The organism is Acinetobacter sp. GQ146, from assembly GCF_059758585.1.
On record NZ_JCAXDV010000009.1, the window covers coordinates 86,404 to 100,641 of the forward strand.

Here is a 14,238-nt window from a genome sequence, read left to right on the forward strand (position 1 = left end):
GACAGACTACTGTGCGCAACAGGATTAATATTGCGCCAGATCTCGCTCGCGGCAAGACAACTCATAATATTCTGCGCGCGGATAACTTTTTAGGCTGTGATCATAATAATCCGATGCTTCTTCATTTCTCGGTTTTAAAGAGCACTGATGCTTTTTGGTAAATTGCTGCAAAGCAGCCAAATCCGATTTTTTGCTCAATACAGCGCCCCAACCTTCACTGACACAACAGCCTATATATTCAGACATATATTCATCTGATACGGCCACTACCGTCTGCCCCAAAAACTTGATTGGCTTTTTGACTGTATAAACATCATTGTAGTCATAACGGGATATTTCAGGTTTTTTGGTAATAAAACCACCTGCTTTTAATGCTTTAAAGGTTGGAAAATCATGTTTTGCAACGCCCATACCACGGTAGGTTGCCCTCTCTTCGGCGATGGCGAAACAAGAAAAACCCATGGTGAATAACAGAAAACCACAGTGCAGCCAATGTTTCATATGCATTTTGATCCATTGTTATGATTGTTAAGTGAACTGCATTTTAAATTAGCGTGCCTAGAAAGCAACCAATCCTCGCTCCAACATGAATCTCTTTGAATTTTTAAAACCTGAATGCAATATTTTTAGTTACGACTAAAGACAACAAATGGCAACTTAACCCTGACATCGGTCTATGCTAAGTTGATTTAAAAACCATCCATACATAACAACACCGAGGGAAAACCATGTCCAAACAAATACTCATGCTGGTCGGTGACTATGCCGAAGACTATGAAACCATGGTGCCGTTTCAGTTCCTGACAGGACTCGGCTATAACGTACATGCGGTCTGCCCCGATAAAAAAGCGGGTGACAGCATTGCCACTGCCATTCACGACTTTGAAGGCGAACAAACCTATAGTGAAAAACGTGGACATAACTTTGCCATTAACTATGATTTTGATGCCGTGAATACGGCAGATTATGTCGGTTTGCTTATTCCCGGTGGACGAGCACCAGAATATTTACGTATGAATGCTCGCGTGATTGAAATTGTGCAGGAGTTTGATGCAGCCAAGAAACCAATTGCTGCTGTGTGTCACGGCGCGCAAATTTTAGCTGCAGCAAATGTGCTCAAAGGACGTACCTGTTCGGCTTACCCTGCCTGTGCGGCAGAAGTCAAACTGGCTGGAGGTGAATATGCCGATATTGCCGTCACTGAAGCCGTGACGGATGGGCACTTGGTTACCGCCCCTGCATGGCCGGCACATCCCGCGTGGCTGGCGCAGTTTGTTAAAGTCTTAGGCGCGCACATTCAGATTTAATACATTTTCGTTAAAGCAAACAGGGTTGTGTTCCAAACCGAATCGATGGAACTCAACCCTGTATTGATCGAATTGATTCAAGATAACTGATGATGGATGGTCGGAGATTGGTTCCAATACCAATAGAAATAGCCGCCCTGATTTTGTAATAAAGTATGGGTTTTTAATTGGGTTTGCTGTTGATTGCCCCAACAGGCATGTGCCGAATTTCGGTTATTGTGCAAGTTGATATATTCACGTTCTGTATGAGCGGGCTGCGGTGGCAAATACAGTGCCGAACCGACAGGTATCCATAAATCAGCCAAATAGATTTTCTTGCGCTTAGGCCAATAACGCGCCACGCTAATCACAAGCGGCAAGCTTTCATCGGTAGATGCGAAAACATGCGGAAAATCATGATGTTCTAAATCGGTGCAAATAAAAGGAAATAAGGTTTTGCCACTGCCCGTAGGTTTGCCAGCATCCAAATAAGGACACCAGTAACTTGCCCACATACCGTAGTCATATTCAATCTGCGACAGTGTGGTCACCGGACTTTGAATCTCTATCGCTTGTCCAGCTTCCACCAAGGTAAAACCAAACGCTGCGGCATTTTCGCGAGTTGCCCATAGTGCTTCAAACTCAAACTGCGAACCTTCAAATTCAAGTTGTGTCTCTAGGCCATAGGGGGCATTATCCTTGCTGCCTAGACTGCGGGGTACCCGATAAACTTGACCTTTATGGCTAGCACTTTCTGCTGCCAAACGAAGCACTTCAACTTGATCGGGTAAGCAAGCGAGATAGCTGGGTCGGCCTGCATCATTATAAAAGTATGGGGTTTTTCGGATATCAAGCACAGACTCCCCGACTTCCTGTTCTAATAAGGGCCCTGCAAAATAAACGGCGTTCTGCGTAGTACTGCTCATCTCATTCTTCCTATTTACCCATCTAAGGTGCTAGCTGAGAGCATACGCAGTCGGGATTCACTCTTTACGACGATAAACTCATTTGCCCTGAGCCAACATGCGTTTTGCCCCTGCATGATTATAGTTACTGGCAAGGTTTTGCAGAATTTTATTGGCCTGTCCTTTCGGATTTGAGAACCGGCTGCGGTATGCAGGCACACTGGTTAAACAGCGTGCAACGAGCATGCCTGAATCGGTATAGACATTGGCATTGGTGCCAGTCAATTTGCCATAGTTATAGGCACGTTGCGCATTATTACAGGCATTCAGCTGATTTTTGCCTTTACTTAAATCACGGCGTGCCGCGACATAGGCTTTTAACTGTTGTTGCTGCGGAGTTTCCACTACAGAAGCCGCGACTGGTTCGGCTTTGCTGTCTTTCTTTTTTTCACTGTCTTTTTTATTCTCGGCTTCCTTCACTTCAAGCTTATTGGCTTTCGCTGTGGTGGTTTTATTGGACTTTTTTTCCGAAACATTTGAGCCCGTATTTCGATACAACTGCTTCGCTTCTTCTAGGCTTAAAATTCGGGTCTGCAAGCGCACCACCCGTGCTTTCGCATTCGAGTCCAATTTATTCTCAGCGGTAGGCTCGATGGAAACAATCCAGCGCGCATCAGGCAAGACACACTGATAAGCCCCGATGCCTTGTTTAACATTACTGTGTGCATTTAGGCGTTTTTTTTGCGCCTGCTCTTTAACCAAACTCATATTACTTTTATACAACAAGGCAAATTTTCCACCTTTGGCATGACAGTAATTGCCTAAATATTTACGCGGATAAAGCGCCTGTGGTTCACTCGAGTTTTGCTCATTTCCCCAGTCATAGACATATTCTTTGCCAGAACCATCCGCTGCATTCAGCTGTTTCTGATCAATCAATACCTGTGGTGTCGCATATTTACCGATTGAATCTGCACTCATTCCCCCCAAATGACTACAGCCTTGCACCACGATTCCTGCCACCCCAATCAAGATCAATGCTTGTAAATTCACGTCTTTTTTCTCAATAATTTTTTTATTGTTTAAAAATATCGCAAAAAAAATAAAATAACAAACATAGACTACTGATTTTATTATTCATTTTTAAAAATTTACCCAATTGAAATCAAATATATTCAGGTTTATGCAAATTAAACCTAATTTTAGCCTAGTTATTTGATTTAATTAACAAATCCAAAAGATAGTTGTGGTAGCAGTTAAATTTCAATCAGCAGAATCCAGTTGCTCACACAGTGCAATGAGCAATGGGGCATCACACTGTGTTGAACAAGAATCCTCAGCAAGCAATTACTGAACCACGGCCTCAATTTTATCCAGATTCCATACACCGCCAGCCGCCAGACCTTTACACATGCCTGTCCAGCGGTCCTGCGTCTGAACAAACCGTTGCCCATTCCAGACCCATTCCGCAATACTCCAGCAGTCACCAATACCTCGTCCTTTTTGTGCACTGTGGATGCGGCCTTCACTAAAGTCAGAAGCCGTTTCCGTCACAAAGGTGGCGGGGCCTTTTAAACTCGCATCCATGACCCACATGCCATAACCTTCGTTATAGGCGGCACGCCAACACAATGTACTGACCAGCACTTTCTGCCCACTCAGTTTATACACTTCAATGGCTTGAGATTCGACCTCACCGTCCTGATAAATGCCCTCACAGAATCCTTCAGAAACTTCATCGCCTTTGGGTTGTGCTGTAATTAAGGTCTGATACAGGTTGGAATACTTTGCCTGTTTGGGGGTCAAGGTTAAGTACGGAGTATTGGCTGTTTTGACTGCTTGCACCTGTAAAGGGGGGACTGCGGACAAGACTTTTGCCTCACTGTTCTGCCCGGTTTTAATTAAAGCGCCAACTGTGCCGACACGTCCTTGAAAATCATCCATTTTTAAGAGTGTGGCGGTCATGCCTGCATCGGAAATTTGCCAATGGTAATGCTGATTTTTAAACTCAATCTTGGCATTTTTGCCAGCCACTTGAAGTAGCGCCTGAACTTGCGCGGCAGATAATGTTCCCATCAACGGTACTTCACGCCCATCAATCCGAACTGCCCCCAAGTCACGACCATTCAGATAAAAATGAATATTTTGCAGTTGTTGCGCTGGCAGACGGTCATGCTCAAAACTCCCCAAGGCAAACTCGGCTTTAAGCGCTTGTTTGGCTCCGGCCTGACGCGTCAATAATAATGATGCAGGATCAACTTCACTGCCTGAATCATCTTGATAACCTGCGGCACGACAGGTCCCAGTATTGCTGCAATACATCTCCCAGTCTTGATGATAAAAAGACATTCCTTTGAGATCTTGCGCGATCACAGAGGCACTCACCACACTCAACAGGCTGCTGGATATCAGCGTTGGAATAAATTTCATGATGCATTCACTTTTAGTTATTGCCCTCAGTTAAAGCGAGTTTAGCGTTTTTTTAAGTGCGCTTTGTAGCCACTGATCAAGAAAAAACCTGCCGCAGCAGGTTTTAACATGACAGTGCGAGAAGTGTTAGTCGTGTAAAATAGACTCAAACGCTTTAAGACGCTTATAAATCGACAGCAGTTCAATAATGGTTTTCCAAGACATAATCAAATATTGAAATGATTCACGAACTTTATCAAATACATTTCCAATCTGGTTCACGAGACCTAAGGTCATGGTGCCTGCGGCAATGGATGGGAACAGCACCACCAAGCTATATAAAATATCGAGTTGTCGATACCACGTGGCCACTAAATTAAAATAGGCATAATGAAAGTAAAGGCGGAAATAGTTTTGACGAACTCGGCTAAACAATTCCGTCAGGGTTGCAGGTTGCGCACGATCGGCATGGTCTTCGCCATACACCAACTCTTTACGATAAGCCGCTTCTACCTTTTGATTATTAAATTCCAAACCAGGGAGTTTACTGCCCACCAGCATCAATAACACCGTCCCGAAAATGGCCCAGATAATCGAAGCCCAGACCAATGAATGCTTCAATTCACCGACTAAAGGCAATACTGGCACATGTTTGGAGAGTTCAAACAGAATTGGTAAGAATGCCACCAATACCATCACGGCCTTGATCAGCTCTACCCCTAAGTCTTCCATGATGGTGGCAAAGCGCATGGTGTCTTCCTGTACACGCTGCGAAGCCCCTTCAATCTGGCGTAACCGCTCCCAATGCTCGGTATAATATTCGTTCATGGCAGTACGCCAACGGAATACATAATGGCTGGTAAAAAAAGAATTGACCACCGCAAAGGTGACTGCCACCATGGCAATATACAAAAAGGTCAACGTGCCCAGGTACAGGTCTTTAATATCACCGCCACTGCCCAGCATTTTTTGAATTAAGTCCCAAAACGGACCATACCAGGCATTAATGGCAACACTGACTTGGACGCCGAACCAGATATTAAACAGAATAAAGGCTGAGCCCCAAATCGACCAGCGTTGCCATTTGTTGTCGGAAAAAAATTTCCAGAACATAGCAAAAAGTGTGGTGGACACAAAAAACCAGAGGTAAAACCATAAGAATGAGGGTGACCAGAACCGACTCACACCAATTGGTAATTCGGCAGTTGCATATCCCTGTGGCCATCCAATGGCACTTCCCCAAGTACTCCCTCCCGTATACCACAGGATTACATTAACCACTGACCAGATCAGTACAGAAAGGAAAAACCATTTGGGATTTGGAAAAAATGATTTAAACATCGAACCCGAAAATCCTTGAATTATTGGAATGAATATCTTTGGAATACTAATCTTAAATGTGTAATTTCGGGTACGAACTTTTACATATATTTGTACTTTTCTTTATTTGAATCACTCACTTATGCAAACAATTCTCATTTACCTGCATGCTTTAGTGGATCAATCCGCTAATTTTAGCCATTTTCAGCTTAACCCCGACTATCGGTCTAAAATGCGAAAAACAGCCCGCTAAAGTTACACAATTGTTATATTCCTGCTTTTTATCTCGCTCTATATTTCGACTTTAATAGGCTTTTTCTGAAAAAATTTGAACGTTTGGCATAAAATTTTGGTTTTTATACGATAAATCCAGGTTCGCTCTCTGACCGAGAGATTTTATGACCCAATTCACCATTCAGATAAAGAGCGATAAATACACTCCACAATGAATGCTACACTATTGCCACAATACAAACTCAATATATAAGGAGAAAAATATGGAGTCTTTTGTCATCGAATTGATTCAACCTGTGACTTTAGAAAAAGATGATCATGTGCCGAAGGTTTTTGATGAAGGCACAGTCCTGAAAGTGCTGATGAAAACACCGACCTCATTACTGGTTCGGGATGATCATAAATTCAGTTTTACTGTTGACTTAAATGATGAAGATGTGACTTGGCGTAAACTTTAAAGCCTCATGCATCTGCTCTGAAAGACGATATTTTTCTGCTGCTCCCTCTCCATATCCTGTATATGGAGATGTTTTGCTCGCCCAACTCACCTCTAATGCGCTTGATCGAATCTATCTATGTAAATCGATTACGAGAGTGATTTATTTATTCACAATACACAAATCCCATATTTACATTCGAACAATTCAACCTATTATGGAAATGTTTCTGTCCCGACACACAGACGGAATTGTGTGCATGTTTGTATAAGGTTTTAATCATGAAAAAAATAATTCTTGCTGGTCTAATCGCTGTATCTTCTCAATTTGCACTAGCCGAAACTCAATCCAAAATTGATCCTGCCTTTGTGCAAGTTGAAGAGATGGTGAAAGCCAACAATATGACTGGCGCCTATCAAGCCTTAGAAAAACTGGGGAAAGCAGGCAATGCACAAGCGCTCTACAATTTGGCCTATTTAACTCAAACAGGTCAAGGCAGCACCAAAGATGAAAAGAAAGCGCTTCAGTTGTATCAGCAATCTGCCAATAAAGGCTATCCCGTAGCCAACTATGTCTTGGGTAAAAATTATTTGGCGGGTTCCCTCGGCTTAAAACAAGACACCGCCAAAGCCAAACAATATCTTGAAAAAGCCTCAGCACAAGGCTTTAGCGATGCAACCGTAGATTTAGCTGTTTTACTGTTTTCTGAAAACACGGCAGCCTCAGATAAATTAGCCCTACAAAAGCTGGATCCTTTAATTAAAAAAGGCAATTTCCAAGCCATGCATGCCAAAGCCCTGTATGACATCAGTACCGGTTTTAAAAACAAAGATGAAGCCCCGATTAAGCAAGGACTTGCCAGCATCCAAGATTTAGCAAAAAAAGGCTATATTCCTGCGTTAATGGCGGTGGGCAATATGTTTACCAATGGCAACATCGTGCCGCAAAACTTGCCTGAAGCGAAAAAAATCTTTTCTGCTTTAGCGCAAGAAAATGTACCTCAAGCCCAAGAATCACTGGCTGTTGTGGAAAAAATGATGGCTGAACAGGCAAAAGCCCCGAGTAAAACAGCGAAAAAAAGCTAAAGCTGTACCAGTCGCATTCCCCCTATACATCACACTCAGCCTAAACTTGCTGAGTGTGATTTTTTAGCATTTAAGGATGCTATTTTAATACCACCAAAATGCAATCAGCGCACTCATCACTGCAAAGCCACACAGGGTGCTCAGCATTAATGGTGTCAGTGCTTTTTCATTCAGCCCATAGGTTTGTCCAAAAATCCCAAAGGCAATCGGCATTGGTAATGCTGCCAGTAACGTGCCCGCATATAGCATTTCCCGACTTACATTCGGCAACACCGACAACAATCCAAATATGGTCAGCGGCATCAAGACAATTTTGAACAACACTAAAAGAAGGCTTTGGAGATCGACGGCTTTTAAGCCAATTCCGACCAGACTACCACCAATCACAAACAGGGCAATCGGAGAGGCCGTTTTCCCCAACATCTCTAAAATCTGATTGAGGGCATTGGGCAAGCGGAGTTCGAGCAGTACGCAGCCCATGCCCAAAATGATCGCTAAAATGACAGGATTTTTCAGTAAATTGATCAGTGTAGAGCCAGCGACCTGCTTTACACTTCCCTGCTGCAAGCCAGCCTCTGCAATCAGCAGCACCAAGGCAACAATCACCAGATTTTCGATAATCAAAGTCAGAGAAATATAAATGGCCGCATGTTGCCCAATCAACATGGTTAAAATTGCAGTCCCAATAAAGCCGGTATTCGACATGGAAGCCCCCATCGCCATGACAGCAGAAGCCGTTAGGCGATGCTGAAAATAATGGCGATACACGGCAAAAGCAACAATGAAGAGCAGTAAAGAACCACCTCCATAAGCAATAAAATAACTGGGATGCCAAATTTCCTGCAGATTGCGACTCGCCAACGCATGTAATAAAAATGCAGGTAAGGACACTTTAATCACAAAGGCACTTAGGGCTTTGATCTGGTCGGGCAGAATTAATCCACCCTTAACACAGGCAAACCCCAACAACACCAGCAAGAGAATAGGTAAAATAATACTCAAAACCATACATTCGCTCCGCAGGGTTGCTGCCTAAAAATCACGTCCTCATTCTTTTCTATATAGATCTACATGCGATTGGTCGGTTTTACAGTAAGCCCGCTTAATTCGCAAAAGGTTTAAACAATTGCTTCAGTTGATGAGGCTGACAACGCAAATATTGCGGTGCAATTTCTAGAGTTTCGCCCAGTTCTGCCGCAGCATGCCAAGGCCAACGCGGGTCATACAGCATGGCTCGCGCCAATCCAATCGCATCGGCCTGTTCATGTTGCAAGACCTGCTCAGCCTGCTGTGCCTCAGTAATCAAACCGACTGCAATCACGGGAATATCTACCGCCTGCTTAACGGCTTGGGCAAATGGAACTTGATAATTTGCACCAATTTGAATGGCTTGCTCGACGTGCAGTCCACCACTGGAAACGTGAATATACACGGCTCCTAATTGCTCTAGGCGTTTAGACAGTTCAACCGTTTCTGCCAGCGTCCAGCCGCCATCAAACCAGTCTTGAGCAGAGAGTCGCACACCAATTGGATAACCCTGCGGAACGCTATCCAGCATGGCTTGTAAGGTTTCTAGCGTCATACGGATACGATTTTCAAATTCTCCACCATATTCGTCCTGACGCTGATTCGCCAATGGCGACAGGAATTGATGCAACAAATATCCATGTGCTGCATGCAACTCAATTAAATCAAATCCTGCTGCAACCGCTCGTTTGGCGGCATTCGCAAAGTCCTGTTGAACCTGTTTTAACTCTGAAATGGATAAGGCATGTGGCGCAATATCTTGCGGATTAAATGCAACGTCACTGGCCGAAACAGTTTGCCAGCCATGCACGTGTGCTGGCGGAATTTGACCACGACCTAACCAAGGCTTGTCCGTCGATGCTTTACGCCCCGCATGAGCCAACTGAATAGCAAAAGGCATAGGCGACAGACTACGCACTTTCTGCAACAGTTGCTGCATGTGATCGCGTTGCTGATCGTTCCAGAGACCTAAATCCGCAAAGCTAATGCGCCCTTCTGCCTGTACCGCAGTGGCCTCGACGATACACAGCCCAGCACCCGACAAGGCATAGTTTGCCCATTGCTGTTCGTGCCAATAACTTAATTCACCCTGCTCGTTAGCCGAATATTGGCACATCGGAGCAATCACAATGCGATTTTTTAGGGCTAAAGAACCAAACTCAATCGGCTGAAATAAACGGGACATCTGCTGCTTCATCCATAAAATTTCCGTGACTTCTCACGTTATACAGATTAAAGCCCAGCTGCAAATATTCTTTTTATATATTCTTGGCGAACTGCTGTCATTCGGCAGCACAGTTGGCTTTAAAACACTTGCAATCCTTGCTCATCAGCCCAATATTAGCCTAGTTGTCTTTGATCTGTTGTTTTAAAGCCCATGCCCGAATTACCTGAAGTCGAAACCACTAAAACCAGCCTACTGCCCTTAATTGGGCAAACTGTCCAAGCCGTTACCGTGCATGAGTCTCGCTTACGTTGGCCTATTCCTGCCGACATTCAACGCCTGCAAGGGCAAAAGCTGCTGAAATTAACCCGGCGCTCAAAATACATTCTGGCAGAATTTGAACAAGATCGGATGTTGTGGCATTTAGGCATGTCGGGAAGTTTCCGGCTCTGTGAAGCAACAGCAGATCAACGCAAGCATGATCATTTGATTATTCAATTTGATGATATGCAATTACGCTACCACGACCCGCGTCGCTTCGGCTGCATCTTGTGGTGGGACACTGAAACTGAAGCGAAATTGCTTGCCCCTTTAGGACCTGAACCCTTAAGTGACGCGTTTAATGCCGAATATTTAACTCAAAAACTAAAAAACAAACAGGTCGGCATAAAAGTTGCAGTAATGGATAATCATGTTGTGGTTGGTGTGGGCAATATTTATGCGACCGAGAGCCTGTTCAATTTAGGGATTCACCCTGCGCAACAGGCCTCTAGCTTAACCACAATGCAAATTCAGCAATTGGTGGTTGAAATTAAGCGGATTTTACAACAAGCCATTCAACTGGGGGGGTCAACCCTACGGGATTATAGTAATGCCATGGGGGAAAATGGTTATTTCCAGCAGACCTTATTGGCCTATGGACGCGCAGGCGAAATGTGTGTGAACTGTGAAACCACACTGGAAAATTTGAAACTGGGACAACGTGCCAGTGTCTTCTGCCCTCAATGCCAACCCTTGAAACCAACATCAACAGCGATCAAGCGAGGTAAGATCAAATGAAAACAGCCATTGTTCGACATATTCTGGTCAAAGATAAAGACTTAGCCGACCAGTTAAAAAAGAAGATTTTAGATGGTGCCGATTTTGCCAAAATTGCAAAACAATATTCAACCTGTAACTCGGCTAAACGCGGTGGAGAATTGGGCGAAGTTAAAAAAGGACAATTAGTGCCTGTGATTGATAAATTGGTATTTAGTGCTGCTGAACATGTATTGCATGGCCCAATTAAAAGCCAGTTCGGTTTTCATTTGGTAGAAATTAAATTCCGTATGGCATTTTAAGATGCTAACCAGAAGTGCCTGATTGATGATTAGGCACTTCTCAAAGCATCGATTATGCCGCTTTCATCTGGTAAATCCAGGCCTCAGTCTGCTCACCCGACTCAAGTTCAACCTGTACAGGGACACGCTGGTATTGTATGCCTTCAAAATCATCCAAATCTGCCCAGTGTTCAGTCAGTTTCTCAGTACTAAAGAAATAACCTTCCACTTTGGGTGCATTTTGATCAAGAACAATCGCAGGCAAACCTTGATCGGGTCCCCAATCCAAAATATGTACCACGCCATTCACATAGCCTTTTTGCCATGTTCCTTCACCAATTCGCTCTAGGATATGGGCATTTTCATGATTCGGGCGTAAAGTCCCATAGACAAATAATCGATTCATCCAACATTCATCGCTCAACTGAAACTGCGCGCATCTTAATGGGAAAATTGCACAAAAAAAAGCCCTTTCAATCAATTCTCAGGCATAAAAAAACGGCAACTGACATGCCGTTTTATCTTTTTTTAAATTAAGATTTATTTTTCAACTGATCACGAATTTCACGTAACAATTGAATATCTTCAGGCGTTGGTGCTGGTTCAGCCGCAGCGGCTTCTTGTTTACGGCGCATACGATTCAACATTTTCACCATTAAAAACACCACCCACGCCAGAATAATGAAATTAATCGCAACCGTTAAAAAATTACCATAAGTCAGTACATTCACACCAGCTTTGGTCAGTTCATCCAAAGATTGTAAATTGTTCGGATTATCCCCCAAGACAATGAATTTCTGCGTAAAATCCACACCGCCACCTGTAATGACCGTGATTAAAGGCATAATAATATCTTTGACCAATGAATCGACAATTTTACCGAATGCCCCACCAATAATGACACCCACAGCGAGGTCAATCATGTTGCCTTTGACTGCAAATTCGCGAAACTCTTGTACAATACTCATTTAAATCTCCAGTTCTTCTTTGACTTGCATTTATGTGACGAAGTATACATTATGTATATGTATTTCCTTCTAATTTACTTGGTTTTTTTGCTTTTTCGAATGTTTTTTAGAATAACTTATACAAAAAAAAGCCGCTAAATGAATTTAGCGGCTTTTATCATCCAAAGATAAGAATAACTTACTTGTTACGCTTACGTTCGTTTTCAGTCAACCAGCGCTTACGGATACGGATTGACTTAGGTGTTACTTCAACTAATTCATCATCTTCAATGAATTCAAGCGCTTGTTCAAGCGTGTATTCAACCGCAGGAACAAGAGTCAACGCATCATCAGTACCAGAAGCACGTACGTTCGTTAACTGTTTCGCTTTAGTTGGGTTAACCACCATATCGTCTGAACGTGAGTTAATCCCTACGATCATACCTTCGTAAACTTCTAACTGTGGTTTAGCGAATAGACGACCACGGTCTTGTAAGCTGAACAATGCATAGCCAAGGCAAGTACCCTGAACCATAGAAATCAACACACCGTTTTGACGCTTCGCAACAGTACCTTGTTTCATTGGACCGTAGTGAGAGAAGCTTGAAGTCATGATCCCTGTACCAGAAGTCATGGTCAAGAATTCAGAACGGAAACCAATTAAGCCACGTGAAGGTACAGTTGCTTCAATACGGATACGGCCTTTACCGTCAACTTCCATATTGGTCATTTCACCTTTACGGCTACCCATTTGTTCCATTACAGCGCCTTGGTGCTGTTCTTCAACGTCAAATGTTACGTTTTCGTATGGTTCTTGCTTTTCACCGTCAACTTCTTTCAAGATTACTTGTGGACGAGATACGCCCATTTCGAAACCTTCGCGACGCATGTTTTCAATTAAAACTGAAAGGTGAAGTTCACCACGACCAGATACTTTAAAACGGTCTGGACTGTCAGTGTCTTCTACACGTAATGCTACGTTGTGAATTAATTCACGGTCTAAACGTTCACGGATGTTACGTGAAGTAACGAATTTACCTTCTTTACCTGCAAACGGTGAGTTGTTTACTTGGAAAGTCATTGTCACGGTAGGTTCATCTACAGACAATGGTGGTAAAGCTTCAACATTTTTCGGATCACAAATCGTGTCAGAAATATGAAGTTCATCAATACCTGTAATACATACGATATCGCCTGCTTGAGCAGATTCAACATCAATACGCTCTAGACCGTGGTAACCCATGATTTTTAAGATACGGCCGTTACGTGTCTTACCGTCTTTATCAATAACAGTTACAGGTGTATTTAATTTTACTGAACCACGTTGAATACGACCAACACCGATAACACCAACGAAGCTGTTATAGTCAAGTGAAGAGATCTGCATTTGGAATGGACCATCAACATCAACTGCTGGTGGTTCAACAATATCAACGATTGTTTGGAACAATGGCGTCATGTCTTCAGCCAATTCTTCTGGAGAAGGGCCAGCAACACCACGAAGACCAGATGCATAAACAACTGGGAAGTCTAGCTGTTCGTCAGTACCGCCTAAGTTGTCAAACAAGTCAAATACTTGGTCAATAACCCAGTCTGGACGCGCGCTTGGCTTGTCTACTTTGTTGATAATCACGATTGGTTTCAAACCACGCGCGAACGCTTTTTGCGTTACGAAACGAGTTTGTGGCATTGGACCTTCTTGAGAGTCTACAAGAAGCAATACACAGTCAACCATCGACATTACACGTTCAACTTCACCACCGAAGTCGGCGTGTCCCGGGGTGTCGACGATGTTAATACGGTATTCTGTATTGGTACGTTCATCTAACCATTTGATTGCAGTGTTTTTTGCAAGAATGGTAATACCACGTTCACTTTCAATAGCTCCCGAATCCATGACACGCTCAATCTCACCTGCGCGATCACCAAGAGCACCTGATTGTTGAAGTAATTTATCGACAAGTGTGGTTTTACCGTGGTCGACGTGGGCAATAATTGCAATATTGCGGAGATTTTTGATATCTGACATAGAATTCGATAAGCCTAAAACTTGAGGGCAAATTATACAGAAAAATTATAGATTTTAGTAGTGACAGTTTATTGAC

15 protein-coding genes are annotated in these 14,238 nt (G+C 43.3%); 5 read left to right on the plus strand and 10 right to left on the minus strand.

Annotated features, from left to right (window positions below):
* Nucleotides 1-24 precede the first annotated feature (24 nt).
* Nucleotides 25-501: a hypothetical protein gene (locus tag AC6CHI_RS14035; protein ID WP_498122001.1), complete on the minus strand. Its 477-nt coding sequence runs from the start codon at nt 499-501 to the stop codon at nt 25-27.
* Nucleotides 502-728: 227 nt separating this feature from the next.
* On the opposite strand from AC6CHI_RS14035, the gene AC6CHI_RS14040 reads away from it, so the two are divergent.
* Nucleotides 729-1,307: a DJ-1/PfpI family protein gene (locus AC6CHI_RS14040; RefSeq protein WP_498122002.1), complete on the plus strand. Its 579-nt coding sequence runs from the start codon at nt 729-731 to the stop codon at nt 1,305-1,307.
* 77 nt (nt 1,308-1,384) lie between these two features.
* On the opposite strand, the gene AC6CHI_RS14045 is transcribed toward AC6CHI_RS14040, so the two are convergent.
* From AC6CHI_RS14045 to sbmA, 4 genes are all read right to left on the minus strand, one after another.
* Nucleotides 1,385-2,212: a hypothetical protein gene (locus tag AC6CHI_RS14045; protein ID WP_498122004.1), complete on the minus strand. Its 828-nt coding sequence runs from the start codon at nt 2,210-2,212 to the stop codon at nt 1,385-1,387.
* A gap of 78 nt (nt 2,213-2,290) precedes the next feature.
* The gene (locus tag AC6CHI_RS14050) at nt 2,291-3,172 is read right to left on the minus strand and encodes a hypothetical protein (RefSeq protein WP_498122079.1); all 882 of its coding nucleotides are present in this window, start codon (nt 3,170-3,172) and stop codon (nt 2,291-2,293) included.
* Between the two features lie 366 nt (nt 3,173-3,538).
* Nucleotides 3,539-4,621, minus strand: a complete 1,083-nt coding sequence (locus tag AC6CHI_RS14055) for a DUF1176 domain-containing protein (protein ID WP_498122006.1) — start codon at nt 4,619-4,621, stop codon at nt 3,539-3,541.
* A gap of 126 nt (nt 4,622-4,747) precedes the next feature.
* A complete protein-coding gene (gene sbmA / locus AC6CHI_RS14060) occupies nt 4,748-5,941 on the minus strand; it encodes a peptide antibiotic transporter SbmA (RefSeq protein ID WP_498122008.1) in 1,194 nt (397 codons plus the stop codon).
* A 476-nt stretch (nt 5,942-6,417) separates the two neighbouring features.
* Between sbmA and AC6CHI_RS14065 the strand changes: the two genes are divergently transcribed.
* Together AC6CHI_RS14065 and AC6CHI_RS14070 are read left to right on the plus strand one after the other, a co-directional pair.
* Nucleotides 6,418-6,612, plus strand: coding sequence for a hypothetical protein (locus AC6CHI_RS14065; protein ID WP_458893259.1), 195 nt, complete (start codon nt 6,418-6,420; stop codon nt 6,610-6,612).
* A 260-nt stretch (nt 6,613-6,872) separates the two neighbouring features.
* Complete coding sequence (locus AC6CHI_RS14070) at nt 6,873-7,676, plus strand: tetratricopeptide repeat protein (RefSeq protein ID WP_498122010.1); 804 nt, start codon at nt 6,873-6,875, stop codon at nt 7,674-7,676.
* Between the two features lie 84 nt (nt 7,677-7,760).
* Here AC6CHI_RS14070 and AC6CHI_RS14075 read toward each other — a convergent pair whose 3' ends face one another.
* On the minus strand, nt 7,761-8,684 hold the full coding sequence (locus AC6CHI_RS14075) for an AEC family transporter (protein WP_498122012.1): 924 nt from the start codon (nt 8,682-8,684) through the stop codon (nt 7,761-7,763).
* A 94-nt stretch (nt 8,685-8,778) separates the two neighbouring features.
* Nucleotides 8,779-9,888: an NADH:flavin oxidoreductase/NADH oxidase gene (locus tag AC6CHI_RS14080; RefSeq protein WP_458893262.1), complete on the minus strand. Its 1,110-nt coding sequence runs from the start codon at nt 9,886-9,888 to the stop codon at nt 8,779-8,781.
* A 192-nt stretch (nt 9,889-10,080) separates the two neighbouring features.
* Here AC6CHI_RS14080 and mutM point away from each other — a divergent pair, with 192 nt between their 5' ends.
* The gene (gene mutM, locus AC6CHI_RS14085; RefSeq protein WP_498122014.1) at nt 10,081-10,926 is read left to right on the plus strand and encodes a bifunctional DNA-formamidopyrimidine glycosylase/DNA-(apurinic or apyrimidinic site) lyase; all 846 of its coding nucleotides are present in this window, start codon (nt 10,081-10,083) and stop codon (nt 10,924-10,926) included.
* On the plus strand, nt 10,923-11,207 hold the full coding sequence (locus AC6CHI_RS14090; RefSeq protein WP_458893264.1) for a peptidylprolyl isomerase: 285 nt from the start codon (nt 10,923-10,925) through the stop codon (nt 11,205-11,207). The genes mutM and AC6CHI_RS14090 overlap by 4 nt, the downstream gene beginning before the upstream one ends.
* 52 nt (nt 11,208-11,259) lie before the next feature.
* Here the strand turns inward: AC6CHI_RS14090 and AC6CHI_RS14095 are convergent, their stop codons facing one another.
* The 3 genes from AC6CHI_RS14095 to typA form a co-directional block, all read right to left on the minus strand.
* Nucleotides 11,260-11,592 (minus strand): gamma-glutamylcyclotransferase family protein, encoded by a 333-nt coding sequence (locus tag AC6CHI_RS14095; protein WP_498122016.1) that lies wholly within the window; start codon nt 11,590-11,592, stop codon nt 11,260-11,262.
* Nucleotides 11,593-11,719: 127 nt separating this feature from the next.
* On the minus strand, nt 11,720-12,154 hold the full coding sequence (gene mscL, locus AC6CHI_RS14100; protein WP_458893266.1) for a large conductance mechanosensitive channel protein MscL: 435 nt from the start codon (nt 12,152-12,154) through the stop codon (nt 11,720-11,722).
* A gap of 178 nt (nt 12,155-12,332) precedes the next feature.
* Nucleotides 12,333-14,162 (minus strand): translational GTPase TypA, encoded by a 1,830-nt coding sequence (gene typA / locus AC6CHI_RS14105; protein WP_458893267.1) that lies wholly within the window; start codon nt 14,160-14,162, stop codon nt 12,333-12,335.
* Between the last annotated feature and the right edge of the window lie 76 nt (nt 14,163-14,238).